This is a genomic window from Streptomyces sp. NPDC018029 (assembly GCF_044327655.1).
GTDB lineage: Bacteria > Actinomycetota > Actinomycetes > Streptomycetales > Streptomycetaceae > Streptomyces.
Genome location: NZ_JBIRFV010000003.1, coordinates 861,874 through 876,462, shown reverse-complemented (window position 1 = coordinate 876,462; position 14,589 = coordinate 861,874). Strand labels below are relative to the sequence as shown.

The window sequence follows — 14,589 nt, the reverse complement described above, 5'->3', positions numbered from 1 at the left end:
ATCGATGCGTGCTGCGTCACGAGTGCTGCCCCTTCGGCGCGGTGAGCGGCGCGAGTGTGGCGAGGAGCCGTGGGTCACGCGCGCGTGCCGGTGGGGTGCGCAGGCAGCGGCGGGCCGCCGGCGTCGTGGGCAGCGGCGGCAGCATCAGCATCAGGGCCGCTGTCGCCAGGGCCGTCATGGGGGCGAGGACGACCGCGGCCACGACGAGGAGGACGCGGGCGGTGAACTCCGCGACCGCGTGCAGGAGGGCGCGCTCCGGGGTGATGCCCCGCTCCAGCCAGAGCCTGAGGCGGTCGAAGGACCAGGCCGTCACCCAGCCCATGAGGGGGCGCAGGACGGCCCGGTCGGCGATCCTCCCGAAGCGGCCCCAGCGGGGGCGGTAGTCGTACCCGGTGAGGAAGCGGATGTCGCCGTCCGGCGTCGGTACGTAGCGCCAGTAGCCGCTGCCCTCTTCGAGGAGGGAGAGCGGGTGCGGGCAGGCGAAGCGCAGGGCGGAGGTCCTGGTGCCGTCGGGGCGCCGCTTCTCCCCCGCGGAGACCCCGGTGCCGGCGATGGTCAGGAAGGGCAGCACGCGCGTGGCGTAGCGGAAGTGCCGCGGCTCGCCCTCCCGGCACGGCAGGTAGTCGATCTCGGTGAAGCGAAGGTCCCACCGCTGGTGCGAGCCGGGCTCCTGGGTGCGTGCCCAGAGGTCGTCCAGATCGGCACGTATCCGCGCCTCGATGTACAGGCCCACGACAAACCCCCACGTCAACGTGTTTTTGAGCGACTGCTCAACTCAAAGTACGGCTATTTGAGCAGTCGCTCAAGTCGCCGACCAAAAAAGAAGCCCCCGCCCAAAGGGCGGGGGCTTCTCGGGGTGCGAGAGGGCTACGCGGACAGGTGGCGCTCCACCGTCTCGACCTTGGAGGTCAGACCGTCCGTCACGCCGGGGCGGATGTCCGCCTTCATGACGACGGAGACGCGCGGCGCACGCGCCTCGACCGCGGCGACGGCGCGCTTCACGACGTCCATCACCTCGTCCCACTCGCCCTCGACGGACGTGAACATGGCATCGGTCCGGTGGGGCAGCCCCGACTCGCGGACCACGCGGACCGCGTCGGCGACGTACTCACCGACGTCCTCGCCGACCCCGAGCGGGGTCACGGAGAAGGCGACGATCATGCGTTGACGACACCTTCCTTGCGGGCGCGCGAGGCGATCACCGCGGCCTCGGCCTCACGCTTCAGCTTGCGCTCGGCCATGAAACCGCCGCCGGGGATGATCGAGAACGCGAAGTAGAGGATGCCGGTCTTGGCGTCCCACTTCGTGCGGTTCCAGGCGTCGAGCCAGAAGAGCACGTAGAGGATGAAGAGCACACCGTGGATCGGGCCGAGCACCGGCGCGACGTTGAACCCCTCCGCGACCGTGTACTTGATGATCGTGCAGACCAACAGCACGATCCAGGAGATGCCCTCGGGCACGGAGACCAGGCGGAGGCGGCGGAGTGCGGAAGCGGTTTTGATGTCCACGGGTCACCTTCGGTGGGACGGACGGCAGGCACGGGCGGGAGCTCGTCGGCGTCGATCTTGTGAACGGACGCACAAGCGACCCCCATTGTGACATCGGGGTGTTCTCCGGGTTCGCTCAGGGGCCTTCACCCTGTTCTGGGTGAGTACGCGGCGGCTACCGTCGATTCGTGGCTACATTTCGGCTCCAAGGGAGCAGAGTGCTCGCCGTCGACATGACCGGCGACGCCGTCAAGGCGAAGAACGGCTCGATGGTGGCGTACGACGGCCGGATGGCCTTCAAGAAGATGACCGGCGGCGGCGAGGGCATCAGGGGCATGGTGACCCGCCGCGTCACCGGCGAGCAGCTGACGGTGATGGAGGTGAAGGGGCACGGCACCTGCTGGTTCGCCGACCGCGCCACGGAGATCAACCTGGTGCGCCTGCAGGGCGAGAAGCTGTACGTCGAGGCGAGCAACCTGCTCTGTACCGACGCCGGCCTGCGCACCGGCACCAGCTTCACGGGCCTGCGCGGCGCGACCCAGGGGAACGGACTGTTCACGACGACCGTCGAGGGCACCGGCCAGGCGGCGATCGTCTCCGACGGCCCGGCGGTGGCCCTGCGCGTCTCCCGGCAGTATCCGCTGACGGTGGACCCGGGGGCGTACATCGCACACCAGGGCGACGTCCGGCAGAGCTTCCAGTCCGGTGTCACCTTCCGCACCTTCATGGGCGAGGGCGGCGGCGAGGCCTTCCAGATCCGCTTCGAGGGCGAGGGCCTCGTCTATGTCCAGCCCAGTGAGCGCACCACGATCGCCGGGGACGTGTGACATGCCCTTCCGTGAGATCAATTCGAAGATGGTCGAGGCCACCGTGCGGCCGGGCGCCAAGATCTTCAGCCAGCGCGGCGCGATGCTGGCCTATCAGGGAGACGTCTCCTTCACCCCGAACCTCCAGGGCGGCCAGGGCGGCCTGGCGTCCATGATCGGCCGCCGGGTCGCGGGCGAGGCGACGCCCCTGATGACCGTCGACGGCAGCGGCACGGTCCTCTTCGGGCACGGCGGCCACCACATCCAGGTGATCGCCCTCTCCGGAGACACCCTGTACGTGGAGGCGGACCGCCTGCTCGCCTTCGACGGCACGCTCCAGCAGGGCACGATGTTCCTGGGCTCACAGGGCGGCGTCATGGGCATGGTGCGCGGCCAGGTCAGCGGCCAAGGCCTGTTCACCACGACCCTGAAGGGCCACGGTTCGGTCGCCGTCATGGCGCACGGCGGCGTCATCGAGATCCCGATCACCCCCCAGCGCCCCGTCCACGTCGACCCCCAGGCGTATGTCGCCCACCACGGCGACGTGCGCAACAAGCTCTCCACCGCGCTCGGCTGGCGCGACATGGTGGGCCGCGGCTCCGGCGAGGCCTTCCAGCTGGAGCTCTCGGGGACCGGCGCGGTCTACGTCCAGGCATCGGAGGAAAAGCTGTGATTCCGAACGTCTCGACCGCCGCGGGGGCGCCCGCCGTGTTCGACCCCCTGACCCTGCCGAGCGACGACAACGTCAACGCACACACCTTCTGCGTGGAACTCAAAGGCTCCCAGTGGTTCCTGCAGAAGGGAAAGATGATCGCCTACTACGGCCGGATCGACTTCAACGGCATCGGGCACGGCCGCCTCGACCGTTTGGTCCGGACCAGTTTCCATTCGCCGCTGCACGCGAGCGACTGGGTCGTGGCGGACGGCCAGGGCAAGATGCTCCTCGCCGACCGGGCCTTCGACGTGAATTCGTATGACTTGGAAGAGGGCAACCTGACCATTCGCTCCGGCAACCTCCTCGCTTTTCAGCCAACTCTCGCGCTCAAGCAGTCGATCGTTCCGGGTTTTCTGACGCTCATCGGCACGGGCAAGTTCGTCGCCGCGTCGAACGGCCCGGTGGTCTTCATGGAGCCGCCGATCCGCGTCGATCCACAGGCGCTCGTGGGCTGGGCGGACTGCCCCTCACCCTGCCATCACTACGACCACGGCTACCTCACCGGCGTGATCGGCGGCGTGCGGGCGCTGACCGGCATCGGCGGAACATCCGGCGAGGAGCATCAGTTCGAGTTCGTGGGGGCCGGCACGGTCCTGCTGCAGTCCACCGAGGCACTGCTGCCCGAGCAGGCCACGGGCGAGGTGCCGCACCAGGGGGGCGTACCCGGCGGACGGGGCACTCCGGGGCAACCGGGTCAGCAGCCGGGGGCACCGCGCCTTCCCGGACAACTGGGGGACCTCCAGCGTCGCTTCGGGCTGTGAGCGGTAGTCTGCGGAGTGTGACGGCGAACGCCTGTGCCCCTCCGAGAGGCAGGTGGTGCGAGGCGCGTCACATCCCACCATTCGTTCACCTTTCAACTTCTTAGGTAGAATCGATTCCATGGAGACCGAGACGGCCCCGCAGTGGCTGACCGACGAGGAACAGTGCGCCTGGCGTACCCACGTGGAGGTCAACAGGATGCTGACTTATCAGCTCGAAAAGGACCTTCAGCCGTTCAACCTGACCATGAACGACTACGACATTCTCGTTTACCTCTCCGAATCGGAAGAGCGGCGGATGCGCATGAGTGATCTTGCCGCCGCCACCCTGCAGTCCAAGAGTCGCCTGTCCCACCAGATCACCCGTATGGAGAACGCGGGCCTGGTGCGCCGGGAGAACTGCGAGTCCGACCGGCGAGGGCTCTACACCGTCCTCACCGAGGAAGGCATGGAGACCATGCAGAAGGTGGCTCCGCACCATGTCGCCTCCGTCCGGCGGCACTTCGTCGATCTCATCTCCGCCGAGGCCCTCGACGAACTGCGCAAGGCCCTGACCCCGATCGCGGAACACCTGCGCTCCCAGCGCGGAAAGCCCTGACCCGCTCCGCCACGGCCGGCCGCACCGATCCTCACTCCGCCGACGATTGAGGGCAGGGCAGCCGGAGCTCGAACAGCGCACCACCGGACGGCGCCTCACACACCACGAGCGTGCCGCCGTGCCGCACCGCCACGTCCCGCGCGATGGCGAGGCCCAGACCGGCCCCGCCCTCGTCGCGGGTCCGCGCGTCGTCGAGCCGTACGAACCGCTCGAAGATCCGCTCCCGTTCGCTCTCCGGCACGCCGCTCCCGTCATCGGACACCTCGAGGACCGCCCAGGCACCATCCCTCCGGGTGGACACCGTGACGCGGGAGCGCGCGTGCCGCTGGGCGTTGTTCAGCAGGTTCCCGAGCACCCGCGCCAACTGACCGCGCGAGCCCGCGACTTCCACGCTCTTCAACTCGGTGTGCACGTCGACACGATCCCGGGTGCGCTGCGACAGCTCCTCACGGACGAACGCCGCCAGGTCGACCCGGCCCTCACCCGGCTTCTCCCCCGCGTCCAGGCGGGCAAGGAGCAGCAGGTCCGCGGCGAGTTCCTGAAGCCGCACGGTGTCCTCGACGGCGCCGTCGACATCCAGCAACTCCGGGTGGGCCGCGCCCACTTCGAGCTGGGTCCGGAGCGACGCGATGGGGCTGCGCAGCTCGTGCGAGGCGTCCGCCACGAACCGGCGCTGGCGCTCCACCGAGGTCTGCAGGGCGGTGAGCGTCTCGTTCGTGGTGCGGGCGAGCCGGGCGATCTCGTCGTGCGTGTCCGGCTCGGGCACGCGGCGCGCGAGATCCTCCGACGCGGTGATCGCGGCCATCTCCGCGGTGATCGCCGCCACCGGGCGCAGCGCGCGCCGCGTCACCAGCCAGGTGACCCCGGCGACGACCGCGAGGAGCAGCGGGAAGCCGATCAGCATGGACGTCAGCGCCGTCGACGTGGCGCTCTGCTCGTCGGCGAGCGAACCGCCCGCGTAGACCGTGAAGTCGCCCCGCTTCTCCGTGCTCACCTCGACGGCGGCGAACCGGTAGTCGGCGCTCTCGCCGTCGACGGTGGCGGATCCGGAGCTGTACTCGGCGTCCTCGTCGATCTCTCCGAGCTCGGCCGCCTCACCGGCCTCCGACGCTTCACCGGCCTCTGACGCGTCGCCCTTGTCGTCCCTGTCGTCCCTGTCCTCCTCGCCGTCGCTCCTGTCCTCAGCGCCGGAGCGCGCGGGGGCGGCCCCGACGGGCTTGACCGCGCCGGTCCCGGTGCCGCTGATCCGCTCCAGGTCGTCGCTGGCGGCGACCAGCCTGCCCTGCTCGTCGAGGACCTGCACCGGGCTGTCGTCCTCGTCCGGCAGGTCGAGGTCCGCGAACGGCCGGCCCGCCACCAGCTGCGAGGCGACGTCGCGGGCCGCCGAGTCGGCGCGCCCGTCCGCCTGGTCGGTGAGGTTGGCCCGCAGCGCGAGCAGCACGGCGGCGCCCGCGGCGACCAGGGCGAGGGCGACGACCAGGCTCGCGCCCAGCGTGGCCCTGGCCCGCACCGATCCGAACAACCTGCTCATCGCGGGGCCTCCAAGCGGTATCCGGCGCCGCGCACGGTCTTGATGAGGGCCGCGCCGAGCTTGCGCCGCAGCGTGCTCACGTACACCTCGACGATGTTGGGATCGCCTTCGTACGCGAAGTCCCAGACGTGCTCCAGGATGTCGCCCTTGGAGACCACCTCGCCCGCCCGCAGCACCAGCTGCTCCAGGACCGCGAACTCCTTGGCGGTGAGGGTGATCTCGTCCTCGCCGCGGAAGACGCGGCGTGCGGCCGTGTCGACCTTGAGGTCGCCCAGGACGTGCACCGGGGACGGGCCCGCGCCGCCGCGGCGGCGCAGCAGCGCCTTCACGCGGGCGACCAGCACGACGTACGAGAAGGGCTTGGTGAGGTAGTCGTCCGCGCCCGTGTCGAGGCCCTCCGCCTCGTCGTACTCGCCGTCCTTGGCGGTGAGCATCAGGATCGGCACCTCGTTGCCCGCCGCGCGCAGCGTGGAGCAGACGCGGTAGCCGTTCATGCCGGGCAGCATGATGTCGAGGATCACCAGGTCGTACGTGCCCTCGCTCGCCCGGTGCAGCCCGTCGACGCCGTCGTGGACGACGTCGACGGCGTAGCCCTCGGCGGTCAGGCCCTTGGCGAGCGACAGAGCGAGCCGCTTCTCGTCCTCCACGATCAACAAACGCATGCGCTCAGGGTGGCAGAGCGAAGCTGAAGAGTTCTTCAGGCGGCTTCAGCGTGGGTTCAGGATCGTCCCGGCAGATTGGTCCTCGTCGCAACAACGGCTCGCAACAACAGCCCGAAGCGACAGCTCGCAGCAACAGACCGTCTCGGGAGGGACCCCATGAAGCGCAACATCGTCATCGCCACCGTCGCCGCACTCACGCTCGTCGGAGGTGGCACCGCCACCGCCCTCGCGGTCACCGGCGACGACGAGTCGGGCGCCGCCAACCGGTCGAGCGTGCAGCTGAAGGACCACGACCGCGACGACGACCGCAAGGACGACGACCGCGACGACGCCGCGGAGAACACCGCCGAGGCCAAGGCCGCCAAGGTGACCGCCGCGGACGCCGTCAAGGCCGCCCTCGCCGACACCAAGGGCACCGCGGTCTCCGCCGAGCTCGACGACGAGGACGGCGGCCTGGTCTGGGACGTCGACATCCTGAACGGCAAGACGTGGCACAGCGTCGAGGTCGACCCGGGCACCGGCAAGGTCCTCGGCTCCTGGACGGAGAAGGACGACGACGGTGACGACGCCGCCGACGCGGCCCGGCTGAACTCCGCGCTGAAGGGCGCCTCCGTGACCGCAGCGGACGCCGCGCGGGCCGGCGCCGACAAGGGCACCGTGACCTCCGTGGACCTGGACGACGACGGCCGGGCGACCGCCTGGAGCGTGGAGACCACCGACTCCAAGGGCGCCGAGTCCGAGTACAACGTCGACCTGAAGACCGACAAGGTCACCGCGGACCACCAGGGCGACCACGACGACCGTGACGACAACGACGGCTCCGACGACTGACGAGCCCCTCACTCACCACCACGGCCCGGACCCCAGGTCCGGGCCGTACGCGTCCGCCCTGGCTCGGCCTAGCTGTCCGTGAGCCCCTCGACCAGCTCGTCCGCGGCCGTGTACGGATCCAGCTCCCCCGCCACGATGCGCTCCGCGAGCGCGGACAGCCTGAGGTCGCCGTGCAGGGACCCGATCCGCTCCCGCAGCGTCGTGACGGCGATCGTCTCGACCTCCCGGGAGGCGCGGGCCACCCGCCGCTCGGCGAGGACACCGCGCTCCTCCATCCACGCCCGGTGCTTCTCCAGCGCCTCCACGACCTCGTCGACGCCTTCGCCGCGCGCCGCGACCGTCTTCACGATGGGCGGCCGCCAGTCGCCGGGGCCGCGGGACTCACCGAGGCCCAGCATGTGGTTCAGCTCGCGCGCGGTCGCGTCGGCGCCGTCGCGGTCCGCCTTGTTGACGACGTACACGTCGCCGATCTCCAGGATTCCGGCCTTGGCCGCCTGGATGCCGTCGCCCATGCCGGGCGCGAGGAGCACCACCGACGTGTCCGCCTGGGAGGCGATCTCCACCTCGGACTGGCCGACGCCGACGGTCTCGACGAGGATCACGTCGCAGCCCGCCGCGTCCAGGACGCGGATGGCCTGCGGCGCGGCCCACGCGAGCCCGCCGAGGTGACCGCGCGTGGCCATGGAGCGGATGTAGACACCGGGGTCGGACGCGTGGTCCGACATCCGGACGCGGTCGCCGAGGAGCGCGCCTCCGGAGAAGGGGGACGACGGGTCCACGGCGAGGACGCCGACCCGCTTTCCGGCCCGCCGGTAGGAGCTCACGAGCGCGGACGTCGATGTCGACTTGCCGACACCGGGCGATCCCGTGAGACCGACCACGTAGGCGTGGCCCGCGAGCGGCGCCAGCGCCGCCATCACTTCCCGCAGCTGCGGTGACGCCCCCTCGACCAGTGAGATCAGCCGGGCCACGGCCCGCGGCCTGCCCTCGCGGGCCTGCGCCACCAGGGAGGGGACGTCCTGCATCACAGCTCCGTTCACTACGTACGCGTACGGGACGGGAGTACCGCCCCCTACGCGTCACGTCACGCACACGTACAGGACGGGATACCGCCGGGTCAGGCCTTGGCCACCTTCACGATCAGGGCGTCGCCCTGACCGCCGCCACCGCACAGCGCGGCCGCGCCCACGCCGCCGCCCCGCCGCTTCAGCTCCAGGGCGAGGTGCAGTACGAGGCGGGCGCCGGACATGCCGATCGGGTGACCCAGCGCGATGGCTCCGCCGTTGACGTTCACCTTTTCCGTGGAAACTCCGAGGTCGTTCATTGACTGCACCGCGACGGCGGCGAAGGCTTCGTTGATCTCGATCAGGTCGAGGTCGGAGACCTCCAGGCCCTCCTTCTTCAGCGCGTGCTGTATGGCGTTGGACGGCTGGGACTGGAGCGAGTTGTCGGGTCCCGCCACATTGCCGTGCGCACCGATCTCGGCGAGCCAGTCGAGGCCGAGCTCCTCGGCCTTGGCCTTGGACATGACGACGACCGCGGCGGCGCCGTCGGAGATCTGCGAGGCGGAGCCCGCCGTGATCGTGCCGTCCTTGGCGAAGGCCGGGCGCAGCTTGCCGAGGGACTCGGCGGTGGTCTCCGGGCGGATGCCCTCGTCCTTGGCGAAGAGCACCGGGTCGCCCTTGCGCTGCGGGATCTCGACCGGGGTGATCTCGGCCTCGAACAGGCCGTTCTTCTGGGCGGCCGCGGCGCGCTGGTGGGAGAGGGCGGCCACCTCGTCCTGCACCGCACGGCGGATGCCGAGGCGGGTGTTGTGCTTCTCCGTCGACTCGCCCATCGCGACGCCGTCGAAGGAGTCGGTCAGGCCGTCGTGCGCCATGGAGTCGAGCATCTCGATCGCGCCGTACTTGTATCCCTCGCGGGACTTGGGGAGCAGGTGGGGGGCGTTGGTCATGGACTCCTGACCGCCGGCCACCACGATGTCGAACTCGCCGGCGCGGATCAGCTGGTCGGCGAGCGCGATGGCGTCGAGGCCCGAGAGGCAGACCTTGTTGACGGTCAGCGCGGGGACGTTCATGGGGATGCCCGCCTTGACGGCGGCCTGGCGTGCCGGGATCTGCCCTGCCCCGGCCTGGAGCACCTGGCCCATGATCACGTACTGGACCTGGTCGCCGCCGATTCCCGCGCGTTCCAGCGCGGCCTTGATCGCGAAGCCCCCCAGATCCGCACCCGAGAAGGACTTCAGCGAGCCGAGGAGACGGCCCATGGGCGTGCGTGCGCCCGCGACGATCACTGAGGTGGTGCCGGTCGTTCCTGCCATGTGCGACGACCCCTTGGGAGGAGAGGAGTTAACGAGGGTTTATCTGAATGTACTGAGCAGTACCCCTGCCGTCATCGGGCGGCGACTGTGATCGCGCGCACGTTGCGTAATCACTGCGGCAAGCGCTGCACTTGAACCATGCTGACGCGAATCGACCACATCGGGATCGCCTGTTTCGACCTCGACAAGACCGTCGAGTTCTACCGTGCGACGTACGGATTCGAGGTCTTCCACACCGAGGTCAACGAAGAGCAGGGCGTGCGCGAGGCCATGCTCAAAATCAACGAGACGAGTGACGGAGGTGCCTCCTACCTCCAGCTCCTGGAACCGACCCGCGACGACTCCGCGGTCGGCAAGTGGCTGGCCAAGAACGGCGAGGGCGTGCACCACATCGCCTTCGGCACCGCGGACGTGGACGGCGACGCCGCGGCCATCAAGGACAAGGGCGTACGCGTCCTCTACGAAGAGCCCCGGATCGGCTCCATGGGGTCGCGCATCACGTTCCTGCACCCGAAGGACTGCCACGGTGTCCTTACGGAACTTGTCACTTCGGCACCCTCCGAGGCACCGGAGCACTGACCTCCGTATATCTGGGCCGGTAGGGTTAGTGGCGGCCGTCCGAACTTCGGGCGGCCACATACCGGGGTCCGGGTTTCGGGGGACGAGCGTCGGGGCAGCAGCTCATGCTCCGCTGTTGATCTGACACCATTCCCCCGGGGGCCCCGTTCGGCGGATGGACGGGGCTCGTTGGAGAGAATTGCGACCAGGAGTGGGGCCTCCCCTGCTCGAGCGCAGCCGAGAGCTCGGGGAAGGATGGGACCGCGCAGTGCGGGGCTACGAACGCCAAGAGAACTCGCGGGCTGAGACCGACAGTCTGTCGCGGTTCGAGGCCGAGATGGATCGGCTGAAGACCGAGCGGGAGAAAGCCGTCCAGCACGCCGAGGACCTCGGCTACCAGGTCGAGGTGTTGCGCGCCAAGCTGCACGAGGCGCGCCGCAACCTCGCGTCCCGCCCTGCCTACGACAGCGCGGACATCGGGTATCAGGCCGAGCAGTTGCTCCGCAATGCCCAGATCCAGGCCGAGCAGCTGCGCGCCGACGCCGAGCGCGAGCTCCGCGACGCCCGCGCGCAGACCCAGCGGATCCTCCAGGAGCACGCCGAGCAGCAGGCCCGCCTCCAGTCCGAGCTGCACGCCGAGGCCGTCTCGCGCCGCCAGCAGCTCGACCAGGAGCTGGCCGAGCGCCGCAGGACCGTCGAGTCCCACGTCAACGAGAACGTGGCCTGGGCCGAGCAGCTCAGGGCCCGCACCGAACAGCAGGCCCGCCGCCTCCTCGACGAGTCGCGCGCCGAGGCCGACCAGGCCCTGGCCGCCGCCCGCGCCGAGGCCGCCCGGATCGCCGAGGAGGCCCGCCAGCGCCTGGCGGGCGACGCCGAGGCCGCCCGCGCCGAGGCCGAGGCGATCCTGCGCCGCGCCCGCACCGACGCCGAGCGCCTGCTGAACGCCGCGTCCACCCAGGCCCAGGAGGCCACCGACCACGCCGAGCAGCTGCGCTCCACCACGGCGACCGAGTCCGAGCAGGCGCGCCGCCAGGCCGCCGAGGCGAGCCGGGCCGCCGAGCAGCGCATGGCCGAGGCCGAGACGGCGCTGCGTACCGCGCGCGGCGAGGCCGAGAAGGTGCTCGCCGAGGCCAAGGAGACCGCTGCCAAGCAGCTGTCGGCCGCGGAGGCGGCGAACGAACAGCGCACGCGGACCGCCAAGGAGCAGGTCGCCCGCCTGGTCGGCGAGGCCACCAAGGAGGCCGAGTCCACCCGTTCCGAGGCCGAGCAGCTGGTCGCCGACGCCCGCGCGGAGGCCGAGAAGCTGATCGCGGACGCCGCCGAGAAGGCGCGCACGATCACCGCCGAGGAGACCGCGAGCCAGCTCGCGAAGGCCGCGCGGACCGCCGAGGAGGTCCTCGACAAGGCCTCGAAGAACGCCAAGGAGACCACGAAGGCCGCCACCGAGGAGGCCGAGCGGATCCGCTCCGAGGCGGAGGCCGAGGCGGACCGGCTGCGCGCCGAGGCGCACGACATCGCCGAGGAGCTCAAGGGCGCGGCGAAGGACGACACCAAGGAGTACCGCGCCAAGACCGTCGAGCTGCAGGAGGAGGCGCGCCGGCTGCGCGGCGAGGCCGAGCAGCTGCGGGCCGACGCGGTCTCCGAGGGCGAGCGCATCCGGGGCGAGGCGCGGCGCGAGGCGGTCAAGGAGATCGAGGAGGCGGCCAAGTCCGCCGAGGAGCTCCTCGCCAAGGCGAAGGCCGACGCCGAGGAGCTGCGCACGGCCGCGGCCACCGAGAGCGACCGGGTCCGCACCGAGGCCGTCGAGCGCGCCACGACGCTGCGCACGCAGGCCGAGGAGACCCTGGAGCGCACCCGCGAGGAGGCCGAGCGGCACCGCGAGGAGGCCGCCGAGCAGGCCGAGGCCACCAGGTCCGAGGCCGAGGAGGCCGCGCGGGCGCTGCGCGAGGAGACCGAGCAGGCCATAGCGGCACGGCAGGCCGAGGCCGCCGAGGAGCTGACGCGGCTGCGCACGGAGGCCGAGGAGCGCCTGTCGGCCGCCGAGCAGGCGCTGACCGACGCCCGCGCCGAGGCCGCGCGCATGCGCAAGGAGGCCACGGACGAGACGGACCGGCTGCGCGCCGAGTCCGCCGAGCGGATCCGCACGCTCCAGGCGCAGGCCGAGACCGAGGCGGAGCGGCTGCGCGACGAAGCCGCGGCCGATGCCTCGCAGGCCCGCGCGGAGGGCGAGAACATCGCCGTACGCCTGCGTTCGGAGGCCGCCGCCGAGGCGGAGCGGCTCAAGACGGAGGCGCAGGAGTCGGCCGACCGGGTCCGTGCGGAGGCCGCGGCCGCCGCCGAGCGCGTCGGCACGGAGGCCGCCGAGGCGCTCGCCGCCGCCCAGGAGGAGGCGGCCCGCCGCCGCCGCGAGGCCGAGGAGACCCTGGCCTCCGCGCGTGCGGAGGCCGACCAGGAGCGTGAGCGGGCCCGCGAGCAGAGCGAGGAGCTCCTCGCGTCCGCCCGCAAGCGCGTCGAGGAGGCGCAGGCCGAGGCGATCCGGCTCGTCGAGGAGGCCGACCGCCGCGCGACCGAGCTGGTCTCGGCCGCCGAGCAGCACGCCCAGTCCGTACGCGACTCCGTGGCCGGCCTGCACGAGGCGGCGCAGGAGGAGGTCGCGGGGCTGCGCTCGGCCGCCGAGCACGCCGCCGAGCGCACGCGGACGGAGGCGCAGGAGGAGGCGGACCGCGTCCGCGCCGACGCCTACGCCGAGCGGGAGCGCGCCACCGAGGACGCCAACCGCACCCGGCGCGAGGCGACGGAGGCCTCGGAGGCCGCCAAGGAGCTCGCGGAGCGCACGGTTGCGGACGCGATCGCGGAGGCCGAGCGGATGCGCTCGGACGCCTCGGAGCACGCCCAGCGGGTGCGCACGGAGGCGTCGGACACCATCGCGCAGGCGGAGCAGGACGCCGCACGCACGCGTGCCGACGCCCGCGAGGATGCCAACCGCATCCGCAACGACGCGGCGGCCCAGGCCGACACGCTGATCGGCGAGGCCCGCAGCGAGGCGGAGCTGCTGCAGAACAAGACGGCCGCGGAGGCCGAGCGGGTCCGCACGGAGGCCGTCGAGCAGGCGGAGCGGCTCACGGCCGAGACCGCCACCGAGGCCGAGCGGGTCCGCACGGAGGCCGTCGAGCAGGCCGAGCGGCTGCGTGCCGAGTCCACCGCCGAGGCGGAGCGGGTGCGCGCGGAGTCCGTGGCGAAGGCCGAGAAGCTCATCTCGGACGCCTCCGGCGACGCGGAGCGGCTGCGCGCCGAGGCCGCCGAGACGGTCAACTCCGCGCAGCAGCACGCCGAGCGGATCCGCAGCGAGTCGGAGCGCGTCAAGGCGGCGGCGGCGAGCGAGGCCGAGCGGCTCACGTCCCAGGCGCGCGAGGAGGCCGAGCGCACCCTCGACGAGGCCCGCAAGGAGGCCAACAAGCGCCGTCAGGAAGCCGCCGAGCAGGTCGACACGCTCATCACGGAGGCCGCGGCGGAGGCCGAGAAGCTGACGTCGGACGCCCAGGAGAAGGCGCTGAAGGCGACCACGGACGCCGAGGCGCAGGCCGACACGATGGTCGGCGCGGCCCGCAAGGAGGCCGAGCGCCTGGTCGCCGCGGCGACGGTCGAGGGCAACTCCCTGGTGGAGAAGGCCCGTACGGACGCGGACGAGCTGCTCGTCGGCGCCCGCCGCGACGCGACCGCCATAAGGGAGCGCTCGGAGGAGCAGCGCGACCGTCTCAGCGCCGAGATCGAGGAGTTGCACGACCGCGCCCGCCGCGAGTCCGCCGAGGCGATGAAGTCCGCGGGCGAGCGGTGCGACGCGCTGGTCAAGGCCGCGGAGGAGCAGCTGGCCGAGGCCGAGGCGAAGGCGAAGGAGCTGGTCTCGGACGCCAACTCGGAGGCGGGCAAGGTCCGTATCGCCGCCGTGAAGAAGGCCGAGGCGCTCCTGAAGGAGGCCGAGACCAAGAAGGCCGAGCTGACGCGCGAGGCCGAGCGGATCAAGGCGGAGGCCGAGGCGGAGGCGACCCGTATGGTCGAGGAGGGCAAGCAGGAGCTGGAGGTTTTGGTGCGGCGCCGCGCGGACATCAATGCGGAGATCTCCCGTGTCCAGGACGTGCTGGAGGCGTTGGAGTCTTTCGAGGCCCCGTCGAGCGGTGCGAAGACCGGGTCGGGCGGCGGCTCCGGCGCGGGCGGCGTCAAGGCGGGGGCCGCGGCCGGATCGACACGTTCGAGTGGGAAGCAGTCGGAGGGGTAGTCAAAGGGAATCTGCCGTGCTCCGAAAGGACCTTTGGCCCTGTCCCTGGC

Annotated in this window: 14 protein-coding genes; 7 read left to right on the top strand and 7 right to left on the bottom strand. The window is 71.4% G+C overall.

Annotation, left to right across the window (positions count from 1 at the left end; all coding sequences use genetic code 11):
- Nucleotides 1-16 precede the first annotated feature (16 nt).
- From ACH4D5_RS12580 to ACH4D5_RS12570, 3 genes are all read right to left on the bottom strand, one after another.
- A complete protein-coding gene (locus ACH4D5_RS12580; protein WP_398301297.1) occupies nucleotides 17-733 on the bottom strand; it encodes a hypothetical protein in 717 nt (238 codons plus the stop codon).
- A 134-nt stretch (nucleotides 734-867) separates the two neighbouring features.
- On the bottom strand, nucleotides 868-1,161 hold the full coding sequence (locus ACH4D5_RS12575; RefSeq protein ID WP_362990328.1) for an MTH1187 family thiamine-binding protein: 294 nt from the start codon (nucleotides 1,159-1,161) through the stop codon (nucleotides 868-870).
- Nucleotides 1,158-1,508, bottom strand: a complete 351-nt coding sequence (locus ACH4D5_RS12570; RefSeq protein ID WP_362990326.1) for a DUF3817 domain-containing protein — start codon at nucleotides 1,506-1,508, stop codon at nucleotides 1,158-1,160. The genes ACH4D5_RS12575 and ACH4D5_RS12570 overlap by 4 nt, the downstream gene beginning before the upstream one ends.
- A 167-nt stretch (nucleotides 1,509-1,675) precedes the next feature.
- Here ACH4D5_RS12570 and ACH4D5_RS12565 point away from each other — a divergent pair, with 167 nt between their 5' ends.
- The 4 genes from ACH4D5_RS12565 to ACH4D5_RS12550 all read left to right on the top strand — a co-directional run bounded on the left by ACH4D5_RS12565 (nucleotide 1,676) and on the right by ACH4D5_RS12550 (nucleotide 4,364).
- The gene (locus ACH4D5_RS12565; RefSeq protein WP_398301295.1) at nucleotides 1,676-2,314 is read left to right on the top strand and encodes an AIM24 family protein; all 639 of its coding nucleotides are present in this window, start codon (nucleotides 1,676-1,678) and stop codon (nucleotides 2,312-2,314) included.
- A gap of 1 nt (nucleotide 2,315) precedes the next feature.
- Complete coding sequence (locus tag ACH4D5_RS12560; RefSeq protein ID WP_398301293.1) at nucleotides 2,316-2,966, top strand: AIM24 family protein; 651 nt, start codon at nucleotides 2,316-2,318, stop codon at nucleotides 2,964-2,966.
- Nucleotides 2,966-3,769: an AIM24 family protein gene (locus ACH4D5_RS12555; protein WP_398301464.1), complete on the top strand. Its 804-nt coding sequence runs from the start codon at nucleotides 2,966-2,968 to the stop codon at nucleotides 3,767-3,769. Before ACH4D5_RS12560 ends, ACH4D5_RS12555 begins: the two co-directional genes overlap by 1 nt.
- A gap of 118 nt (nucleotides 3,770-3,887) precedes the next feature.
- On the top strand, nucleotides 3,888-4,364 hold the full coding sequence (locus ACH4D5_RS12550; protein WP_398301291.1) for a MarR family winged helix-turn-helix transcriptional regulator: 477 nt from the start codon (nucleotides 3,888-3,890) through the stop codon (nucleotides 4,362-4,364).
- A 31-nt stretch (nucleotides 4,365-4,395) separates the two neighbouring features.
- Here ACH4D5_RS12550 and ACH4D5_RS12545 read toward each other — a convergent pair whose 3' ends face one another.
- Nucleotides 4,396-5,895 carry an ATP-binding protein gene (locus tag ACH4D5_RS12545; protein WP_398301289.1) on the bottom strand — a complete coding sequence of 500 codons (1,500 nt, stop codon included), beginning with the start codon at nucleotides 5,893-5,895 and terminating at the stop codon, nucleotides 4,396-4,398.
- Entirely contained in the window at nucleotides 5,892-6,557 is a 666-nt protein-coding gene (locus ACH4D5_RS12540; RefSeq protein ID WP_398301287.1) for a response regulator transcription factor, read from the bottom strand. Before ACH4D5_RS12540 ends, ACH4D5_RS12545 begins: the two co-directional genes overlap by 4 nt.
- A 156-nt stretch (nucleotides 6,558-6,713) precedes the next feature.
- On the opposite strand from ACH4D5_RS12540, the gene ACH4D5_RS12535 reads away from it, so the two are divergent.
- Nucleotides 6,714-7,388, top strand: a complete 675-nt coding sequence (locus ACH4D5_RS12535) for a PepSY domain-containing protein (protein WP_398301285.1) — start codon at nucleotides 6,714-6,716, stop codon at nucleotides 7,386-7,388.
- A 68-nt stretch (nucleotides 7,389-7,456) separates the two neighbouring features.
- Here ACH4D5_RS12535 and meaB read toward each other — a convergent pair whose 3' ends face one another.
- The gene (meaB, locus tag ACH4D5_RS12530) at nucleotides 7,457-8,413 is read right to left on the bottom strand and encodes a methylmalonyl Co-A mutase-associated GTPase MeaB (protein WP_398301283.1); all 957 of its coding nucleotides are present in this window, start codon (nucleotides 8,411-8,413) and stop codon (nucleotides 7,457-7,459) included.
- A gap of 92 nt (nucleotides 8,414-8,505) precedes the next feature.
- The gene (locus ACH4D5_RS12525; RefSeq protein WP_398301281.1) at nucleotides 8,506-9,708 is read right to left on the bottom strand and encodes an acetyl-CoA C-acetyltransferase; all 1,203 of its coding nucleotides are present in this window, start codon (nucleotides 9,706-9,708) and stop codon (nucleotides 8,506-8,508) included.
- 138 nt (nucleotides 9,709-9,846) lie between these two features.
- Here ACH4D5_RS12525 and mce point away from each other — a divergent pair, with 138 nt between their 5' ends.
- Nucleotides 9,847-10,287 carry a methylmalonyl-CoA epimerase gene (gene mce, locus ACH4D5_RS12520; protein WP_362990308.1) on the top strand — a complete coding sequence of 147 codons (441 nt, stop codon included), beginning with the start codon at nucleotides 9,847-9,849 and terminating at the stop codon, nucleotides 10,285-10,287.
- Nucleotides 10,288-10,534: 247 nt separating this feature from the next.
- Nucleotides 10,535-14,539 carry a polarized growth protein Scy gene (scy, locus tag ACH4D5_RS12515; protein WP_398301279.1) on the top strand — a complete coding sequence of 1,335 codons (4,005 nt, stop codon included), beginning with the start codon at nucleotides 10,535-10,537 and terminating at the stop codon, nucleotides 14,537-14,539.
- Nucleotides 14,540-14,589: the final 50 nt, after the last annotated feature.